The sequence below is a fragment of the Caballeronia sp. LZ034LL genome (assembly GCF_031451215.1).
In the GTDB taxonomy this organism is placed as follows: domain Bacteria; phylum Pseudomonadota; class Gammaproteobacteria; order Burkholderiales; family Burkholderiaceae; genus Caballeronia.
Genome location: NZ_JARUXR010000001.1, coordinates 3,095,931 through 3,114,852, shown reverse-complemented (window position 1 = coordinate 3,114,852; position 18,922 = coordinate 3,095,931). Strand labels below are relative to the sequence as shown.

Here is an 18,922-nt window from a genome sequence, read left to right as displayed (position 1 = left end):
GTTGTTCGCAGCGCTCACTACCCGAGATTACGCTCGTGAGGCTAGGCGCCACTATCGGCACCGCTGCCGGTGTACTCGGCGGTGCCGAAGCGCTGCACTCGGAATGGTCGCCGGACCGGTCGTTAATACTGCGGTAAATCAACAGGCCTACAAACCCGTGCACGAAAGGTCGCATCATCGCGCACCACTTGAGCGGAATTACAAGATTGCAGAATGCTTCGGTTACATATCACCTTCTCGACGCGGGCAATGTCTGCTTGTGTTCTATAGCTCATCTTGAAGGAGCATCAATGCTTTCCTGTCCAAAATGCCAGTCCCAACAGATTGAAAAGCTGAACCGAGCCACGAAGGTAGGCGGAACTGTTGGCACAGTGGCCGGAGCGGCCGGCGGTGTCGCAATGTCGATATCCGGGGCAGAAGCCGGAGCCATGGTCGGCCTGATCGCAGGGCCGGCTGGCGTCGCTCTCGGTAGCCTTGCGGGTGCCATCATCGGCGGGCTCGTCGGCGGAACCGCCGGCTGCGCGGCCGGCGTCACCCTTGGCGAAGCCGTTGATGAGCACGTGCTCGATAACCAGCGCTGTCTCGAATGCGAACACACTTTCAGCAGGCAGTGACTGACAACGTTCAGCTCAACCTATCCAATTTCTTCATCCAACACGAGCCCGGCTTTTGCCGGGCTTTTTGCTTTCATTTAATCGGAGTTCGACAACATGCACCTTGTTCAAACGATGGCCTTCGCCGGAGAAACGCCTTGGCACGGTCTTGGCAACCATCTTCCGCAGAATCAGCCGCTCGACGTCTGGGCAAAACAGGCCGGCATGGACTGGCGCATCGATGAGGCAGAAGTGCGCTTCGTCGCAGGCAGCACGGGCCTTGGCTCCATTCATGCTTTCCCCGAACAGAAGGTACTTTACCGCTCGGACACCAAAGCGCCGCTGTCCGTCGTCTCGTCGCGCTACCAGGTCGTACAGCCCGCAGAGATTCTCGAGTTCTATCGGGACCTCACGGAGGTTGGCGGCTTCGAGCTGGAAACCGCCGGCGTGCTGAAGGAGGGCAGGAAACTGTGGGCACTTGCTAAGACTGGCCAGAGCGCGCTGCTCAAGGGCCGGGATCGCGTCAACGGCTACCTGCTGCTTGCGACAGCGTGCGACGGCACGCTCGCAACGACAGCGCAGTTCACCTCGGTCCGTGTTGTGTGCAACAACACGTTATCCATCGCGCTCGGCGACAGCACGGGCGCGGTCAAAGTACCGCATCGCTCGCAATTCGATGCACAGGCCGTTAAGCGCCAGCTCGGTATCGCAATCTCGTCTTGGGATGGCTTCATGGCACGAATGAAAGCCATGTCGGACTGCAAGGTCAGCGACTCCGCTGCTGAAGCGTATTGCCGGCGTGTGCTCACCTATAACGTCGGGCCCGTCACCGCGCGCGCTGCTGCAACAACGAACGATAGCGCGGTGAAATCGGTGCTGGAATTGTTCGGTGGTCGCGGCAAGGGTGCGCAGATGGCGTCGGCAGCGGGAACTGCGTTCGGTGTTCTGAACGCCATCACCGAGTACGTCGACCATCACCGACGTGCGCGCAGCGAGGATCATCGGCGAGACGCCGCGTGGTTTGGGGCAGGCTCGGCACTCAAGCAGAAGGCGTGGGACGAAGCGATGAATCTCCTCTCATGAGTCGAATCAATCAACAGCATACACGCCCGGCCGGAGAAACCCGCCGGGCGTTTTCACATCTGGAGCACTTTCATGTCGCAACCTCGTGCCACTGGAGGCAACCGGAACCGTCCGGCGTTACGCCTGGTTGAAACGAAGAACATGCCGCGCGAAGATTGGCTGGTGGTGAGGAAATCCGGGATCGGTGGATCGGATGCCGCAGCGGCCGTCGGTCTTAGCCCATACATGAGCCCACTGGAGCTCTGGCTCATCAAGACTGGGCGCGATGCGGATCTCGTGCGCCCTGACCCGGAGGACACGACCGAGCCGGTCTACTGGGGCACGCTGCTGGAGCCGATTGTCGCTGCCTCCTACACCAAGCAGACAGGTAACAGAGTACGCAGGGTCAACGCCGTACTTCAGCACCCAAACTTCCCATTCATGCTCGCCAACATCGATCGCGAAGTTGTCGGCGTATCCGGGGTGCAGGTGCTCGAATGCAAGACCGCCGGCGAATTCGGTGCCCGTCAGTGGCGCGACGGTGTGCCAGAGTACGTGCAGATCCAGGTTCAGCATCAGTTGGCTGTCACTGGACGGCTTGCAGCGGACGTTGCGGTGCTGATCTGCGGCCAGAAGCTTAAAGTCCATCGCATCGAACGCGACGACGAACTGATTGCCCGGCTGATTCCGCTGGAGGCCGCGTTCTGGAAGTACGTCGAAACCGACATACCACCGCCCGCCGAAGGTTCCGAGTCTGCCGATCGTGCGCTTCGCTGCCTCTATCCCGGCGCGGGTGGCGCGGTCGATTTCACTGACGACAGACGCCTGTCGGCGACGTTTGCAGATCTCGTATCGGTGCGGGCGCAGATCGACGAGCGTCAGTCTGCTGAAGCAAAACTGAAGCAGACCATCCAGCAGGCCATGGGAGAAGCCGACCGGGCAACGTTCGAAACAGGCTCGGTTTCATTCCGGCGCAGTCGCGACAGTTCCGGCGTCGATCTGAAACGCCTTCTTGCCGATCATCCGCAGCTTGCCAGTCAGTACGCCATCACGAAACCGGGTTCGCGACGGTTTCTCGTGTCGACCTGATCCATACGCTCATTTTTCTGTCGTTTGTCCTGGAGTTCATAATGCTTAAAGGTCTTGCGATCACTCCCCCTGTTATCGGGCGCATTTCTATTGGAAGGATTGTCGAGAAAAATGGAAAACGCCATCCTGCCGCCGACGATCAGTTTACGATTACCACGCAAGTGCAGCAGCGCGACGGCTGGCTGCTGCATCCACTTAACGAAACTCTTCGCAAGGCGAGTACCGGAAAGCTGCGCGCTATCCCGGTGCGCGTTCTCTTCAACGACCCGGATCTGAATCTGCGTGCCGAATATTCGCTGTTCGATCGCGAAACTGGCAGGCCGGTGTGCGTCGGGAACGGCGAAACGTGCCGCAGAGCGGGCGACGCCAGCATCGAGGAATTGCCGTGTCCGTCGCCAGACGGTTGTGCATTTGGCCAGCAGGGGGGATGCAAGCCCTATGGCCGGCTCAATGTCGCGATCGGTGACGAGGACGAACTAGGCTCGTTCGTATTTAGAACTGGTTCGTTCAATTCAATACGTACCCTCGCTGCGCGATTGCATTACTTCAGCGCTGTGTCAGGCAATTTGCTGGCATGTCTGCCGCTGGAACTGAGGTTGCGGGGCAAATCGACGGCGCAGAGCTACCGTTCGGCCATCTACTACGTCGATCTCAGCGTCCGATCTGGGACAACACTGGAAGCAACCATCACGGAAGCACGTGAGATCAACGAACGCCGGCGCGAGGCGGGGTTTGATCAGGCAGCACTCGACGCGGCCGCGCGCGCGGGATTCCAGAACGGCGCATTCGAGGACACGGTTGAAGATGCATCGGCGCTCGTCGAGGAGTTCTATCCGGAACACGGCGGTGCCGGACCATCGGCGCCGGGCAATGCTGACGGGCAATCCGGCGCGCCGGACACCGTCAGTGGTACGACGCCCACGCTTCGCCAGAAGCTGGAGCGTCGTACCGCGCGACTTGCCGGTACGCCATCGTGACTCTTCGGGTCATGACTACTACTCTGGCAGTAGTGGCAAGCTGCACGGCGGTCTGCATGTCGGTCATCGGCGGCTGGCAGCGTGGAGGCTGGCTGACGGAGCGTCTCGTGTGGGTCGCCGTTGGCGTGGTGCTGGTTGCGGGCGCACACCTGCTTCCGGCATTGCTTCAGGAGAGTCCCAGACTGCTGCGCGCTACCGGCAGCGTCCTGTGGGCTGCCTGTCTGGCAACCGCCTGCTACGGACACGCCACATTCTTCGTGTTCTCGATGTCACATGCGGGAGAGGCGCGGGCCACTGCGCTCGCTACGCGGGTCAACTCCCCGGTTTCCGTTCCAGCGCCCGTCAGAAGTTGGGATATCGCAGATGCGCGTGCGGATGTTGTCGCAAAGCTCGCGCGACTCAACGCGCTACGGTGCGCCGGCCATTGCGAGACGCTGCGGGTCCGCCGCGCCGAACTCGCAGCGAAGCTCGCCGCGCTCGATGTGCAGGCAGAAGACGCGCGTCGCGAACAGGCGTGGGCTGACTGGCAGATGGAACGGAATCGGCGTGCGTTGGCACGTCAGGACGCGGCGCGCGACGATCCCGTGACTTCACGCATATCGATGTGGCTGGGTGTCGGTACCGGAACGATCGATCTCGCTGTCGGCCTGGTGTTTTCGCTTGTACTGGAGGGCTTTGCCTGTCTTTGCTGGTTTGCCGCCATGCGCCCGGAAGTCGGTCCGCAATCGCCGGCATTGCTGTCCGACGCTGCATCTGCCAGGGTTGACCCCGTTTCCGCTCCAGATCGGGTATCTCCTCATGACGGCGCGCTCACGCCACAGAGCGTCTCCGATCCAGAAAAATCCATGACCGCTTCGGCCGACCCAGTCGCGGTGAGCGATGACGGCGAGTTTCTGCAACTGCTTTCCAGCGTCGCGGCGGGTTCGGTCCGCCCAACGGTAACCGGTATCCGGCAACACCTGCGCTGCTCGCAGGCACGCGCTTCAGCGTTGCGCCGCCGGATCGTTGCCGCGTCGCCGAACATCGCTACAGCCTCTTATACCTAAGCTTCCCATCAGCGTCACGCGCATCCGGTCATCCGGAGGCACGCACACGCCCTTTTTTCGGAAAACACCATGAATAGCATCGCAACACACGCTTTGTTTTCGGCATGCCGACGCAGACCGCGCTTCGCTCTGGGACGCCTGGTCGCCACGGACGGTGCGCTCGATGCCCTGCGCGTTGCCAACGTATCCGCCATGGATCTGCTGGAGCGCCACCGCCACGGCGACTGGGGCAACCTGGATGAATCCGACCGTGCCCAGAACGACCTCGCCGTCGAGTCAGGGCTTCGCATCATGTCGAGCTACGCCCTCTCCGGTGACGTGACTGTATGGGTCATCACCGAATGGGACCGGTCCGTGACGACCGTCCTGCTACCAGCGGACTACTGAAATCTCTTCGGGCGCATGCCATCACTACAAAACCTTCAAATCCGAATTCATCATGGCTCAAACCTACTTACCGCACGAGCGGCCACGCTTTCTCGCGGGTCGTCCGCACGTCACTCGCGCTGCGATCGCCGCACTCCAACTTGCTGAAGTTCCCGACGTGCTGCTGCTCGCACGCCATCTGCACGGCGACTGGGGGGACGTCCGGAGTTCCGACGCGCTGCTCAACGAACTTGCGTTACTGCTCAATCTGCGTATCCATTCCCGATACGCGTTACCGACCGGAGCGGTCTTTGAAATCGTCACGCTCGACGACCGCTCCGCGACCGTTCTGTCATTGCGTGACGAGCCGGACCGTTCTCCGTCCTGATATCAGGAGCGTCTGGCCAGCCGGGTCGTCAGACGCTCGACCATCTCCACGATCATCTCGCGGTCACGACTCGCGACCTTCGACAGCATCCGCGCGAGATGTTTGGCCTGATCACCGGGACGGGCGCTGACCTCGGTCAGCAGATCCGCAATGTCGCAGCCGAACGTGTCGGCCAGTTCCATCAGACGCGCGACGTTCGGCATCACAAGCCCGCGCTCGATGCGCGAGACGGCTTCGTTCCCAATTCCCAAAGCTTCCGCGACCTGCTCCTGGGTGAGCCCGGCCGCCAACCGGTTCCTCGCAATTGCCCGCCCCACCGCGCCTGCAAGTCGGTCCATGTCCGTATCGGGCATGCATCCTCCTTTATCAACCGCGATGGTTGGCGATCAACCCTCTCGAATGAAGGGTCTAACAGGTTGATATTCAACTTTTAAGGATGTTTGCCGTTATCACTGCTTTGAGTGGCACGCGCTTCTTGTACGCACGGCGGGGCAATTAATTCACGTCATCCGTCACGAGGTCGGATCGCTCCGGCTAAATTTGGTATTCAGAAAAATCCCTGATCGGCTTCACACAGGTGTTCCAGAGCAGCGGTCTAGAACACCGTCGATCTTCGCAAGGCAGAATCATGAAATACATCGCTCCCCGGTTGCTCCGTTCTTTTTTTTCACTTGAAAGCGTCAATAAAAGGCTGCTGATCGCGGCATGTGCGATCGTGACCGGCCTCGCCGGATGCGCCAGCCACACCCTTGATTACAGAAATGCCCAGATCGTCAACGGGAAGATCTACGCTGCGGACGCGAACTCGCCGTTCTCAGGGAAAATCACGAACGTACCTTACGGCACCGCGTTCAATTCGCAGCAGGGACTGGATCTCATGCTGTCGGCGCTGCAGGACGGGAGCAGGTTGGTTATGTACGGCACGCTGTGCGACGTGAAGGTCGACGCAGGACAACTCGATGGGGATGCCGTTTGCAGGACGGCCCGTTCGGACACCGTGCGTCTGCAAGCGTCGTTCGACGAAGCCGCGCTCGCCGGAGACATGACAATCTACGCCACGGATGGCAAGACTATCCTCGTGTCTGCTCACTTCAAGCGTGGCCAGCCGGATGGCGAAGTGAAGCAGTTGCTCGGTTCGACTGGCAAGACACTTCGCACGGTACACTGGGACGAGGGCAAGCTGGACGGGGAAACGAAAATCTGGGATCCGAAAACAGGCGATCTCACCTACGCGGCGAATTATCGCCAGGGCATGTTGAACGGCGATTTCTATAGCCAGTCCAGTCGTCCTGATGAAGAGCCGCTTGTCACCAAGGGTACTTACGATAACGGGAAATTCACCGGAACGAAGCCCGCATCGTTTGCGAACGACGAGTATAGATACGATATTCATGTCGATGCAAAGTACACCTACGATGTCATCCAGAACCAGGACGACATTGACCGCATGAACCGGTTCGGGCGTCAGGTCGTTGACTGCGTGCACCGCACTGCGTATTCGGTCGCGAAAGAACACGGTCGGACATATCTCACTTCCGACGAAGAAAAGCAGTTGGTCGTGCAATGCAAAGCCCACGTCACCGGCACAGGCGAGGCGACCAAAGACAACGGTAGTTCGGTTCTCGCTGCCGTGGCGGATGGCAGCGATGCCGCTACGGCTTACCTTCAATCGGTCAACACAGACCAAAACCAGCCGCCAGTTGTCGCGAGTGCCAGTACCAACGGCGGCAGTGGTGGAACCGAGGCGTCAACTCCGGTAGCAGCGCCCACTCGCTCGTCGACTCAGGCTGCCCAAGAGAAGCGCTGTGGATGGATAGAAAATAGCCTTCCAGGCGGTGAGCTTACGCTGCAAGATCGCGACGGCACCTGGGCGATTTCGAGTGCTGACGGGCTTGCGGCAGGCTTCGACCGGATGCCGGCCACGGATAAAGGCGACAGTTGTGGATGTCTGTCGGTCGCCGTAGACAAGCAGAGCAAACGCGTCACGCAAATCTTTGGCGGCGAAATCATTCCAAACTCGAAATGCGAGGCGGACGCTCATCTAAGGCAGTAGTGAAGTGTACATTCACATCCGGAGCCAATTGCATACATCCTTGCACGCGTATCATCAAGTAAGATCGGGCGCGCGACATGGATGTCTCCCCTCGACCCGGACCGCCGTTCGAGGATCCATAGCCTTCAATGACTAGTTCCGGAGTGCAACAGACATACGCTTATGCAAGCCTGTCGATTTGCACTGCAAACTGATCCGGCCACGTGCGCCGTGATTTCGTTGAGATGCGAGTGCTCGGCACGCGCGACGCGCTCTCCTGACCGAGCCGTCAAAGCTTAAGCAGCGCCTTGATCGACGTCCACTCCTTCGAAATCAACGGGTTCAATTTATCGAACGTCTCTGACGAAAGCGTGATCCCAGCCGTGGATTTCGCCGCTTCATACGACGTCAGTGAATCGAGAGCCATCGCAGCAAACGTCGAGGCAGCGGGACGAGATTGAAACAGTCGATACACGTCGTCGTATGTCTTCTCGAATCGCATCCTCAACCACTCGAGTCGCAACCACCGTGATACCAGTTGCTCGCTGAAGACCACCTGCGACGCTGCCAGAATCACGCCGAGATCGGACTGGCGATTAATTACACAGGTGAGCCAAAGCACTGCATATATGAGAAGTTTGATGCGCTCGACCCGTGCCATAGACAGAGCGATGGTTTTGCTGAATAGGCTATTTTCGAGCAACTGTGCGGCGAGCTTCCTGTTCGGATCACGGGCATCGTTGTTGTAGTAGCCATCGGTCACTTCGTGACTAAGACTGACATCGAACGCGCGTCCGAAAAAGTCTTGACGACGTTTATCCTCAGCCCGGGGCGTCAGATACAACCGGGAAACCTGACTTAGGACAAACAGGACGATGGCATCAATCAGAAACCCGACCTGAACCCAATCGTAGATTCTCGGGTACACGCTCTTGTTGAGCAGCAGCGACAGAACCGACAAGACCGCGCCGACGTAAAACAGCCAGTCTGTTGCGGTATCGGCAAGCTCGAGGTCATCGAAGTAGCGTTTTCGTATCGGGTCTGCGTTAGACATTTTTGTTTCAAAGAAAGCGTTCAATAACACCAGCAAATCATGCTTGGCTATGCCCCACCGGAAGGTCCTCAAGCGGCCGTTCGTCCGATGCCATACCGTCGACGGGGAGCCGATGGTGGATGCTCACCGCCGCCCGTCCATTTTCCCGTCGCCAGCCATTCCTCAAAATAACCCAGCCACTCGACGGCCCACGGAATGTACGTCTCAGACAACTTCATACCCGTAGACCATTCACGCGCCTTCGGCCACCACAGGCAGAGTTTTGTGCCCGGACCGTCGTGTAAGTAGGTATGCGGCGGGCGCTTGCCGTTTGCGAGAGCACTCAGGTCGGGTTCCAGTACCAAGAGTTCGGGCACCTTGCGTCCGGCCTTCAACCGAAGAAGGCATCGGTATCTGCGCGCATATGGTCCGGGGGAGACCACGAACACAAAGCGCAGCTCCTTGCCGGAACACAAGGTAAATGAACTGTCAGGCAATCGAAACGACTCAAGATCCAGCGCCCGTGCAGCAAGAGTCGGTGGTGGCGTGACGCGGCGCATTCAATCACCGTGGAAGGTGTGCGGCTTCGACCTGGCGATGACGGAAGATGGGGCCGCGCCGGCGCCGATGATAGCCACGCGCCCCGCTTTCCGGTCCGCTTCCCTACGCGCCCGATCGTCCTTGAGAATCTCCGCCTCCGCCCGCTCCCCGAAAACAGCGCCCACTATACGAACGACGGCATCCAAGCCCGCGTTTGCTTCAATCGCGTCAAGGAGTTTGCGCAGGTCCCGACAAATTCGGGTATGCCACTCGTCGAATGCCGCTTGGCGCTCACGTGTGTTCATGCCGCTTGCGAGGTTGTCGTAAGGCGACGACGGGTTCTGGAGGTACCAGACTTCCCTGCCGCCGAAATCGCGCTCCCGCGTGAAATATCGCGGCATCGCCTCGACGATATCAAGCAGAAGATCCAGCGGCGTGGAATGTGGTTTCGGAGCCAGGTCAACGTACGCCGCCGCAGCGAGGGTGGTGATGAACACGGACGAGGGAGCGAAATCCTTGTGACCGCTCGCCTTCCCGAACGCTACGTTCCGATGTAGTTTGAGCAGTTGTACGAGGCGGCTCAGCAATCGCTCGAAAACCTCATCGGCCTTCGGAAGGGGGGAAATGGACTTGCGAACGGAATCGGCCGCGAATGTCAGAAGCTCGACGGCAGTGAAGACCGGCGCAATCGCTGCTGCGCGCGCAAAGCTGCGGGTCAACCCGCGCGGATTCGTGGGTTCGTACGTCCGCAACTGGCGATCTGGGACACGGCCATGCGTATCGCCGTACGGGGCCCAAGATAGCGGATCGTCGACAACCGCCGTGATGTCGGCGAACATGCCGCTTGAATATTCAAGCGTGACGCACCGTTCCCAGCGCTTGATCTTCAGACTGTGCGCGCTCGCATAGCGTGAGAGGACGGCATGCAGGTGGTTGATCAGCAATCCGGGGCCGCCGTCTCCACCGTATCTCGACATGGCGCGCTGATCGAGCCGGGCGGCGAGATCGATATCAAAGCCATCACGCGATTCGTCGGAAGGCCTGAGCAACGTCCCCAGTGCCCTCGAGCCATGGCAGTGAATGTTCGTCGTCAGACCGGCGAACTCGTCACTATCGGCAAGATACTCCGCGGTGCTGATGTAGGAAGACTCAAGCGCCAGAAGTTGCGTCAACGTGGGCTCGTGCGAGCGCGCGATAGTATCGGCGAGGTGAAAAAACTGCGTTGCGGCACGGTACGAAAAGGCAGGTCGCCGTTGCGGCACCTGCGACGTCGCTCCGCGGCCTTCATCGCTGCCGCCGCCCAAAAGGCTGGTAGTGAGTGTTGGTGTTTTCATTCCGGCGTCCTCCCGCTCTCGAATTAGCGCTTATGTTTCGCGGGATCAACCAGGGGGTAGTTCTGATGAAGCTCGGGCGTAGGCGGCAGCGGACAGCCTATCGTCCCCGTCACTTCGGTGCGAGTGACGTTATTGCGGTACAGCCCGGAGGACGGTGCCGGCGTCCCCGATTTTAGTGCTTTCGGCATGATGCTCTCCTTCTCCTCAAGAGCTTCGCGCCGAGTCCGACCACCGGACACGCACGCGAAATGGTGTTCGGCCTTCTTGCCTTTTCGGTTCGGAAGTCCGACAATGAAAATACTGGACTTCAGAATCATCGAAGTCAAGTATTTTTTTTATCGAAATTCCGAACATCATGCCAACTCTAGGCGAAAAGATTCGCACATTGCGGAAACGGCAAGGGCTCACGCTCGATCAGTTGGCCCTTCAGGTTAGCGCCTCCAAATCATCGATCTGGGAGCTGGAGAACAAAGAGAAAGCACGCCCGTCGGCCGACAGAATCGACGCGATCGCGCGAGCGCTCGGCGTCACTTCTGCGTATCTGCTGGACGACACGCAAACCGAGCCAACCAGAAAGGTTGCCGACGAAGCGTTTTTTCGAAAATACGAACAACTGGATGAGCCAGTTAAAAAGCAGCTCCAGGACATCCTCGAAGTTCTCGACCGAAAACGTGATTGATCAGCCTCTATCGCCGCAGCGCGAAGCAATGAAGCTAGTGCAGCTTTGGCGGGCTGTAAATGGCTTGGTGTTCCCGATCCGAGCTGGCGAACTAGCCATTGAATGGTCACGGCAGGTGTCGCCGGCTCGCCCTATCGGTGAAGTTCTAGCCCAAGATCTTGACGGCTTCGAGGGCGGCCTTTTCTGGCTCCCCAAAAGGGAGGAATGGGTGATCCTACACGCCCCGAATGAAGACGCCCCCGGCCGCGCGAACTTTACGATAGGCCACGAGTTCGGCCATTATGTGCTGCATCGCACGCGTAACGATGCATTCAGATGCTCCCAGAGCGCGACGCTTGGACTGGCGGCAAAGGCCATCGAACGCGAGGCAGATCTGTTCGCCTCGTATCTGCTCATGCCGATTGATGATTTTCGAGACCAGGTAACGGGAAAGCACATCACCCTTGACGTTCTCGGTGAATGCGCCGCCCGGTATGGTGTCTCTCTGACTGCGGCCATTCTAAAGTGGATCGACTTCACCGAGCACTCCGCGATCATCGTTTTCGCCCGAGAGGGCATGCTTCACTGGTGGAAGGGAAGCACGAGCGCGAAGAAATCTGGCTTCAGCCATTTGCACGAAGGCATGGAGTTGCCTATGCAATCTCTGGCCATGCAGCCGCGTTCGGGGATTTTTGACGTCGACGCACGAAAGGGAATTGAGCATGAACGTGGGGTCTGGTTCCCCGACTCAAAGACTCGCGAGATGGCGGTCGTATCGGATCGTTATGACATGAGCATTTCGCTGCTGATGCTCGACCGGCCAGCGCGGGACGCTGGTGAGGACGAACTGCTCGTCCCACTGACGGGAGCACCCAGCTTTTGAGTGAAGGCGTTCGTTATAGTGAGCGAGCAGTGGTCAACTTCTCCCGCGGCCATCTCGTCGCACCGGTATATATGAGGCGCCCCGCACTAACCATAGGCTCTCGCCATAGCTATACGCACCTTGCGGACTGACTACCGCTCGGCGCCTCACGCCCTTGATAGTCGCTGAATCGCCCAACAAGACAATCTCACGTCTTGTTGGGAGACTCAAGATTCATACGGCTAGAGGTTGGGGTTCTTAGCCCTCGGTCGACCAGACTTCGATCGTTTTGGAATTCTTCCAACCCCAAATGTCCGAACTCTCTCATCTTCTCGGATCAGCAGGTATTGCTCTGCTTTAGACAAATAGCGCAGATTTACGTGCAGCGCGTCACGCTTCACAATTTCGTTCCAGCCAATCTATTCCACGCCGATACCGTGTGTCACCCAAACCAGACATGCCTTTCTCGCCCTCAAGCGAGGTTCGTCCAGTGCCGTTATACAGTCATTGAATCTAATACTCGACGGTCTGCATGAGTCAAGATCTTATCTACATCAAGAGTCCCGGAGAGCAGCCGGTCGGATCCGCCACCACCGCACCAAACGCTGGTGGCTCCGGTTGGAAAAGCACGACAGGCGCGGCTCTGGCAGTCGGCACTTTTGTTCCAGCAGTTGGCCTCGGTGTATTACTTGCGAAATCGGCATACGACAGGTTCAGCAGACCGCCAAAATCATCTGGAAATTCGACACCGGACGAGCGGGACATCACTTTCTATCGTAATCACGCAGTGACTGAGGACGAGGCGACAGCGAAAGGTTTTGCGTTTGAGCCGGGGCACCCGCAGCCGCAGCACGTATATCAACGTCATCCGCTTGCGAAGTCAAACGCTAGTAAGATGAACCGCTTTCTGCCGCTCGACCGGTTCGCCGACACCCTGTACAACGAGCGCAAGGCGGAGCTTATGCGAATCCTTGTCGACCTAGGTGCAACACGTGTGTCAAGCATCGTCGAGAGGTCCGACAAGTCCGAGCAATCGGGGAAGGCGAGTGCGAAGGTTGACCACCCGGCGTTTTCCGCCAGCTTTGATGCCGAGGCACGGAAGCGAAGCGAATCGGCTACGTCAGAGGAGGAAGTGATCGAACTTGAGGGAAAATCGTGGAAGCGCGGCGATCGCCTCAACAGAGAGGACTATTCGTGGCTCGCTTTTGAGCCGGAGTGGGAACAAATCGTAAATCTTCGTGAGGTCGGCGGATGCAAGACCGCGAAGGTACGGCTCGAAGCATCGACAGTCCGAACGACGCGCTTTGAGATCAGCGCGAACCTAGAGCGCAAAGTCGTGAATGCAAAATTCGGTGCCGGGGGCGCAATTCAAACGTCGACACAATCAACCCGCACGCTCGAAGTGACTTTCTCACCCTTGAGTGACGCGTCAGCGACCTGAAGCTTTGCAAAACCGCTTGCCGCCGTACGTTAGATGCACATCGTAATTTCTCGTCGTCAAGGCGGTATCGTCGGCCGCTCGAGAGGAAAAATTCAGCATGCAGTTGCAGGCGCAACCTTTGCCGGGCGTCGCGAATTTAGATCGGTGATGATGATAAAAGCATAAAAGCCCCACCAAGACGGGAGGGGCCGCGAATCGAATGCTGTCCGCATCCGAGGAAGTTGCTTTGATGATCATCGAGCGTGAACCGTCGGTCAATGCGAAAAATGAAACACCGGCGGTGCAATTATTTTTCCCGCCAATGCGCCCCCAGTCAAAACCGTCCCTAACGTTGCTTCCGCCCCCACTCAGAGGCGGTGATCACACCGGTAGGCTCGCAAGTTCGTATCGCGCGACCGTATGCAGTTCGCGTTTTGGAAATACCAACCATCCGGTTCACCGTTTCGGAAAGTGTCCCTTGGTCATCAAATTCGACTTTTGGCTCGGCTTTACGAGCGGCATCTGCCCTTTGTCGTCGGAAAAATAGCGGCAGTATTCAACCAGCCGAGTTAGCGCCAGCTCATCCCCTTCGTTAAGTGGATCGAGCGCCCAACGATTAGTCTGCATGAGATACCCGATGTCTCTACGGCTTTTGCAGTTGTAGCTTAAGCCTGTTCCTCCAGTAATCTCGCCCCACAATCTAGCGTCTAAATCCGCGAGTGCTTCAAGTTGATTGTCCCGAACTCTTGATCCGTCGTAAATGAGCAGAGTGTGCATGTGAAATGCACCGTGACTGCCACCTCGCTCGACTTTGCTTAGATAACCGAGGTACGCTTCTTCACGATCGCGCGTTCCGAAGAAAGCGTTTCGATGGCCGATAATCGTTTTCACGTCAATCCTGCCTCGCGTCTCGGGCTGATCAATCCAGTTCTCGTTGAAATTGTTTTGCCGGATGATTTCGCGGCTTTTTCCCCCCCAGGGAAGGCGCTCCAGTCCATCAGCGACATCAAAAGGTGATTTCTCGTAAAAGTGATCCAGTCGGTTAAATCGAAGAACTTTATACCGACTACTCAATGCTCTTAGATAGCACTCAATCGACCGTTCTTGTTCAGGTACCGTTGCGCGAAGCGTCGCAAGCTTTCTAGACAAACGACCTTCCCGCGCTTTAAAACGGATAGCTTGAATCAGTTCATTGTAAAGCGGTGCCTGACGGGTTGCGTCATCAATATTATTTTTCCCTAAAGCAGTTACGCGCCGGATCTCACCGATCTTTGAAGTCGCCACGTAAGAGAAGAACAGCTCGACATCTGGAGAATACCGACACCCCGGTTGGTATAAATCCATCCAGATGTCGAAGACCAAAAAGAAGTTAGCCAAGTGATCGTACTCTTCTGACTCCCACGCCGTTTTTATCGGGGCGCCTGACTTCGTTATTGAAAAAGGCAAATGGTCCGTCTTCAGAGTGCTTCGCGTGAAACGACGAAGCGCGTCCCACAATTCGGTTTGATCGCCGACGGCCCAATAATACTTTCCGTGCAGCTTGTATGGCGGTAGGAGATTCGGCAAATCAGATAGCATCGTACGCTCCGTAGTGAGTTCAGATGATCTACAGAGCAACTCAGTTTTCAGTACTTCCCAATCTCTCATCGTAAGACACCATCAACAGACACTGCTTGTCTTACATTGTGCTAATCACCACTACTCTCTTTCATGCATATATAAGAATAGATGCTTCCTCAATGGATACAGCATCTATTCTTATACTTAAAGTCAAAAACACTATCTTAATAATGAGCATGTATCGCAGCAACTCAAATTCGTCTGAGGAAGTGATGACCTCTACCCGACCAATCCCGGGAGTTTTCCGCAGCGTAACTGCGGTTTGCCAAGCAACTCATTGCAGAGAAATGTCCTGACGGGATAGCTCAAAGCAGAACATCCTTCACGTTGAGCTCTTGACAATTTCCGCGCCTTCTACTGACAGATCAGTCATCTTAGCGAGCTAGGACATGTCTGTACCGACGGCACTCACAAATATAAGAGCAACCGCGATCCGGTCTTGGCAGATTTTTCGACGTGCGCTGACTGAGAACGCGTGGACGCGGCGGTGCCAGTGGTGTCAGGGAGCTTAACCCGTACCGATTGGAACTAACTTACGTCCGTTTCGGAACTAACTATTTTCGGATCTAACTGCTAATCTAGTCGGAAGCTGGCTTACTTCCTCCGCGCAGAAGCAGGCATTTGCGCGGATCTGTCGTTCCACGAGATCTGGAAAATCGCGTTGAGAAAATCACGAAAAGTGAAGATGTTGCGAATGAGCGCAGACGAACTGGCTCATGGACTTCCGGACGATTACTGGGTTGATCGGGCTTGGGAAACCGCTGATCAGAAACCACATATGTTGCCCGGCTATCATTTCCGTCATCCGTTCATTGGATTCATGCGAGATGTTGTTCGCATTTGCAGATTGTTAAGAAACAGTCACCCTGCAAATGACGTGTATGTACATCTCAAGGTTCAGGAGACAACACAAAAAACGGTAGTTGCCTCGGAAGCGGCAGGTGCGGCTAGATACCTATTTTCAACCAAAGGGCTCCGGTATGCTGAAGAGGTAGAAAGGGCTTATCCCGGAGACAAATTTCATCCCTATATTCTTCTGTATCTCCGCGAAGCGAGCAAATTGCGTTATGCGAGCGATGTGCACTCGACAGATGTCCAACTCGCTGCTAACGCGGATTTTCAGAAGTTTTCTTCGCATATTGAAAATTCTGAGATTGACATCGCACATCTCTGCAATGTACTGGATGGTTTTTTCCGAAGATTTGCTTGCGTAATCGCTAATGAAAAACTACAAACTGACGTAGCGAAATTTGAACGAGCAGCCGAGAAGACAAGAACATCTTTTATGAAATCATCGGCGCATTGCACACGAAGGACTCTATCAAAGGTTATCCACCTGAAACTTGAGCGCGCCGCAAGCGTACCGCAATTTGATCGCCTACTGGTTGAAAAAACTACCGGGATCAGCTACGACAAGATAACCAGCGCTAGAAAAGCAATCACGAAGATCATTAACCAAGAAATCCCATCATCCATGCTGTCGGGACGCTTTATTCATCTGCGCAGAAACGGTCGCATAGGGTATTGGCTTGAGACTTACGTATTTCTCGAAAACTGTACCATGGAGGAATATCTCAGAACTAGGGAGAGGCTTGTCTCAGGAATCACCATGCGATGCCTTAACTGGCGTCTCGACTGCGCGACCATTGAATTTGAAAATTATGGCACAGATGAATTTGTTGAAACTCTGCTACTCCGTTGCATTATGACTATGGAATCGGAGTTTTACGCTCAAGCCCGAACGCCCGGCGATTCGCGCCGCTACTTTCCGACGCAGCGAAAGCCGCCAAGTAGTCTCGGCGATTTATTTTAGTTTTTCTTACGATCTTTGATAACCCGCTTGACTGCATCAAGTGGCCAGGCGTGAGTCCGTAGTTCCGATGGCATGGGAGTTACTCCGTAAAAGCTTCCGGTCTCAGAATAACGTTTTAGAATTGTCTGCGGCTTAACTCCGACGCCATCTGCAAATTCTTGGGTTGTCAGGAAATCTCGTTCTGCCACGCCATAACGGGTCGGTGTTTGATCTCGCCCTTGCGAAATTGGAATGACTCGCAAATTTTCGATCAACGCGAGCGCGCCACTTTCTACGCTTCTCGAATATTCCGCTACATCTGGCGACATTAGAGTTGTCGGCTGCGGCGTAGGACCGTAATAAACTTCCATTAGAAAGTCGACCCACTTCCGGTCGACCCGCAGCCCCTCCTCCACGATCTGCTCTTCACACCACACGAGATATTTGAACGGTTCGAGGCTTTCGGCCGGAGGGGCGATTCCATCTTCGACCGACTGATGCCAAGCTTTCAAAAGCTGTCTCGCGTCATGGAATCGCTCGTTGCCGCCACTCTGAAACACAGCGCCGTCCAGTCCAACTCCGCCGTGCGGTATCTCAGCGCATGACTGCGACGGATGAATCCCACTCATCAACAATGACGCCATGATCGGTGTCCAGGTCGGCAGTTGCAGATACGGTGTAACCGCGTAACGCAACTGCAGGCTTGCTGCGACACGATCCCGAGCAGTAAGTGGACTATTCATGCCAATTCCGTGGAGTCTTGCGTGTCTTGGAAGTCAATTCTTGCTTGCATTAGCATCCAGAATTCGATTTTGTCGTGCCACATCCGGAGCAGATCCAATGGACGACGACGATAGTGCTTTTCGGCAATAGCAGACGGTTTGTGTCCCTGAATTTGCGCAACTACACCAACGGGTACTTCTACCCACTCAGACAGGGTCCCGAATGACCGACGCAGACCATGCAACGTAATGTGCGGAAGCTGAGCTAAACGCAGTGCTTCGTTATGAGCGATGCGAGGCTCTGCAATCTTCCCGTCCGCGGATTTGTTGCTAGCGAACACCCATTGGGGTGGCGAAAGCGTCTTTCCCTTCGCCATCAGTCGGCCGGTTTGACGGCGGGTCCGCGGGATCTCGCTGCGCTTTTTCAGGTCGAGCAACAGCGACGCGAGATATGGCGTGAGGGGAATTGTTCGCCCGCCAGTTCCTTCGACCTTGTCGTCGAGCGTTAGGCTGCGCCACCGAAAATCGACATCATCCCAGCGGATCGCCGCCAGCTCTTCACGGCGTGCACCAGTGATTAATAGGCCCTGCAGATAAGCGCTGATGACAGGGTTTCCGATCCGGCGAACATTTTTGAACCAGACCGCCAACTGCTCGCGCTGCAACGAGTCCCCATCCTTGGCTCTCACGCGCGGGACGGAATCTTTCACGCTCCGAGCCTTGTAGACATCGACTGGAACGATACCCTGATAGGCAGCGGTATCCGCCGACCAGCGAATAAACCCACGAAGAAGCCTGAACGACAACGCCGACATAGTCGGTCGCTCCTTCGACTGCGCCATCATCCATTCAGCAATCAGGCTGCTCGTAAGTTCGTCTAGCTTGACCGGCCGAAGCTCGGCTAGCGGACCCGGGCGCGTGACTCCTTCTCCACGCTTCTTCTTGACTCCGCCTACATCCGCATGCTGCAAGTGATCTCGATGATGACGCTCGCTCCAGAAAGATTTGCGGCTGGCGACGTATTCGTCCCACGCCTCACCAACCGTGACGTCGCGTCGACGTGCCTCTACTCGACGCGCTTCGTGGGCAGCCTGCTGCTCCGCGCGAACTTCTCGTGGATCTTTTCCGTCGTCAATCAAGGTCTTCAGTCGCGCTGCTTCCGTGCGTGCTCTTCCAAGATCCCATGCGTAGGCGTCGCCGATTGTCAGCCGAATTGTGTTGCCGAACAGTCTCGATTCGAATACGTACGAACGCGCGCCGCCCGGCGTCACGCGCAGTCCGAGTCCCGATGTTTTCGCATCCCAGAAGAAAGACTGTTTCTTATCCGACTCGCATGAAAAGGCCAGGATGCGCGCCGCTGTGAAAATTTGATTTGCTCACTTGAAGTC

The 18,922-nt window shown here is 56.6% G+C and carries 18 protein-coding genes; 12 read left to right on the top strand and 6 right to left on the bottom strand.

Annotated elements, in window-relative coordinates; all coding sequences use genetic code 11:
- The first annotated feature begins 428 nt into the window (after positions 1-428).
- The 7 genes from QCE83_RS14380 (at position 429) to QCE83_RS14350 (ending at position 5,521) form a co-directional block, all read left to right on the top strand.
- Positions 429-614, top strand: coding sequence for a hypothetical protein (locus QCE83_RS14380; RefSeq protein ID WP_309811283.1), 186 nt, complete (start codon positions 429-431; stop codon positions 612-614).
- 96 nt (positions 615-710) lie between these two features.
- Positions 711-1,676 carry a DUF932 domain-containing protein gene (locus QCE83_RS14375; protein WP_309811280.1) on the top strand — a complete coding sequence of 322 codons (966 nt, stop codon included), beginning with the start codon at positions 711-713 and terminating at the stop codon, positions 1,674-1,676.
- A gap of 72 nt (positions 1,677-1,748) precedes the next feature.
- Positions 1,749-2,744: a lambda-exonuclease family protein gene (locus tag QCE83_RS14370; RefSeq protein WP_309811278.1), complete on the top strand. Its 996-nt coding sequence runs from the start codon at positions 1,749-1,751 to the stop codon at positions 2,742-2,744.
- A gap of 41 nt (positions 2,745-2,785) precedes the next feature.
- Complete coding sequence (locus tag QCE83_RS14365; RefSeq protein WP_309811275.1) at positions 2,786-3,721, top strand: phage capsid protein; 936 nt, start codon at positions 2,786-2,788, stop codon at positions 3,719-3,721.
- Between the two features lie 56 nt (positions 3,722-3,777).
- The gene (locus QCE83_RS14360) at positions 3,778-4,767 is read left to right on the top strand and encodes a hypothetical protein (RefSeq protein ID WP_309811269.1); all 990 of its coding nucleotides are present in this window, start codon (positions 3,778-3,780) and stop codon (positions 4,765-4,767) included.
- Between the two features lie 69 nt (positions 4,768-4,836).
- Entirely contained in the window at positions 4,837-5,154 is a 318-nt protein-coding gene (locus tag QCE83_RS14355; protein ID WP_309811265.1) for a hypothetical protein, read from the top strand.
- Positions 5,155-5,206: 52 nt separating this feature from the next.
- A complete protein-coding gene (locus tag QCE83_RS14350; protein WP_309811262.1) occupies positions 5,207-5,521 on the top strand; it encodes a hypothetical protein in 315 nt (104 codons plus the stop codon).
- 2 nt (positions 5,522-5,523) lie between these two features.
- Here QCE83_RS14350 and QCE83_RS14345 read toward each other — a convergent pair whose 3' ends face one another.
- Positions 5,524-5,874 carry a helix-turn-helix transcriptional regulator gene (locus tag QCE83_RS14345; protein ID WP_309811257.1) on the bottom strand — a complete coding sequence of 117 codons (351 nt, stop codon included), beginning with the start codon at positions 5,872-5,874 and terminating at the stop codon, positions 5,524-5,526.
- A gap of 275 nt (positions 5,875-6,149) precedes the next feature.
- On the opposite strand from QCE83_RS14345, the gene QCE83_RS14340 reads away from it, so the two are divergent.
- Positions 6,150-7,574 carry a DUF4087 domain-containing protein gene (locus QCE83_RS14340; RefSeq protein WP_309811254.1) on the top strand — a complete coding sequence of 475 codons (1,425 nt, stop codon included), beginning with the start codon at positions 6,150-6,152 and terminating at the stop codon, positions 7,572-7,574.
- A 268-nt stretch (positions 7,575-7,842) separates the two neighbouring features.
- On the opposite strand, the gene QCE83_RS14335 is transcribed toward QCE83_RS14340, so the two are convergent.
- Both QCE83_RS14335 and QCE83_RS14330 read right to left on the bottom strand, forming a co-directional pair.
- The gene (locus QCE83_RS14335) at positions 7,843-8,607 is read right to left on the bottom strand and encodes a hypothetical protein (protein WP_309811250.1); all 765 of its coding nucleotides are present in this window, start codon (positions 8,605-8,607) and stop codon (positions 7,843-7,845) included.
- 539 nt (positions 8,608-9,146) lie between these two features.
- On the bottom strand, positions 9,147-10,460 hold the full coding sequence (locus tag QCE83_RS14330; RefSeq protein ID WP_309811247.1) for a nucleotidyltransferase: 1,314 nt from the start codon (positions 10,458-10,460) through the stop codon (positions 9,147-9,149).
- 355 nt (positions 10,461-10,815) lie between these two features.
- Between QCE83_RS14330 and QCE83_RS14325 the strand changes: the two genes are divergently transcribed.
- The 3 genes from QCE83_RS14325 to QCE83_RS14315 all read left to right on the top strand — a co-directional run bounded on the left by QCE83_RS14325 (position 10,816) and on the right by QCE83_RS14315 (position 13,421).
- Positions 10,816-11,139: a helix-turn-helix transcriptional regulator gene (locus tag QCE83_RS14325; RefSeq protein ID WP_309811244.1), complete on the top strand. Its 324-nt coding sequence runs from the start codon at positions 10,816-10,818 to the stop codon at positions 11,137-11,139.
- Positions 11,078-12,001 (top strand): ImmA/IrrE family metallo-endopeptidase, encoded by a 924-nt coding sequence (locus QCE83_RS14320; protein ID WP_309811240.1) that lies wholly within the window; start codon positions 11,078-11,080, stop codon positions 11,999-12,001. Before QCE83_RS14325 ends, QCE83_RS14320 begins: the two co-directional genes overlap by 62 nt.
- A 511-nt stretch (positions 12,002-12,512) precedes the next feature.
- The gene (locus QCE83_RS14315; protein WP_309811236.1) at positions 12,513-13,421 is read left to right on the top strand and encodes a hypothetical protein; all 909 of its coding nucleotides are present in this window, start codon (positions 12,513-12,515) and stop codon (positions 13,419-13,421) included.
- Positions 13,422-13,856: 435 nt separating this feature from the next.
- Here QCE83_RS14315 and QCE83_RS14310 read toward each other — a convergent pair whose 3' ends face one another.
- Positions 13,857-14,978 (bottom strand): hypothetical protein, encoded by a 1,122-nt coding sequence (locus QCE83_RS14310; RefSeq protein ID WP_309811233.1) that lies wholly within the window; start codon positions 14,976-14,978, stop codon positions 13,857-13,859.
- Between the two features lie 736 nt (positions 14,979-15,714).
- On the opposite strand from QCE83_RS14310, the gene QCE83_RS14305 reads away from it, so the two are divergent.
- Positions 15,715-16,833 (top strand): hypothetical protein, encoded by a 1,119-nt coding sequence (locus QCE83_RS14305; protein ID WP_309811230.1) that lies wholly within the window; start codon positions 15,715-15,717, stop codon positions 16,831-16,833.
- On the opposite strand, the gene QCE83_RS14300 is transcribed toward QCE83_RS14305, so the two are convergent.
- On the bottom strand, positions 16,830-17,555 hold the full coding sequence (locus QCE83_RS14300) for a hypothetical protein (RefSeq protein WP_309811227.1): 726 nt from the start codon (positions 17,553-17,555) through the stop codon (positions 16,830-16,832). The two genes, QCE83_RS14305 and QCE83_RS14300, sit on opposite strands and share 4 nt — an antisense overlap.
- Positions 17,552-18,901 carry an integrase family protein gene (locus QCE83_RS14295; RefSeq protein WP_309811779.1) on the bottom strand — a complete coding sequence of 450 codons (1,350 nt, stop codon included), beginning with the start codon at positions 18,899-18,901 and terminating at the stop codon, positions 17,552-17,554. Before QCE83_RS14295 ends, QCE83_RS14300 begins: the two co-directional genes overlap by 4 nt.
- Between the last annotated feature and the right edge of the window lie 21 nt (positions 18,902-18,922).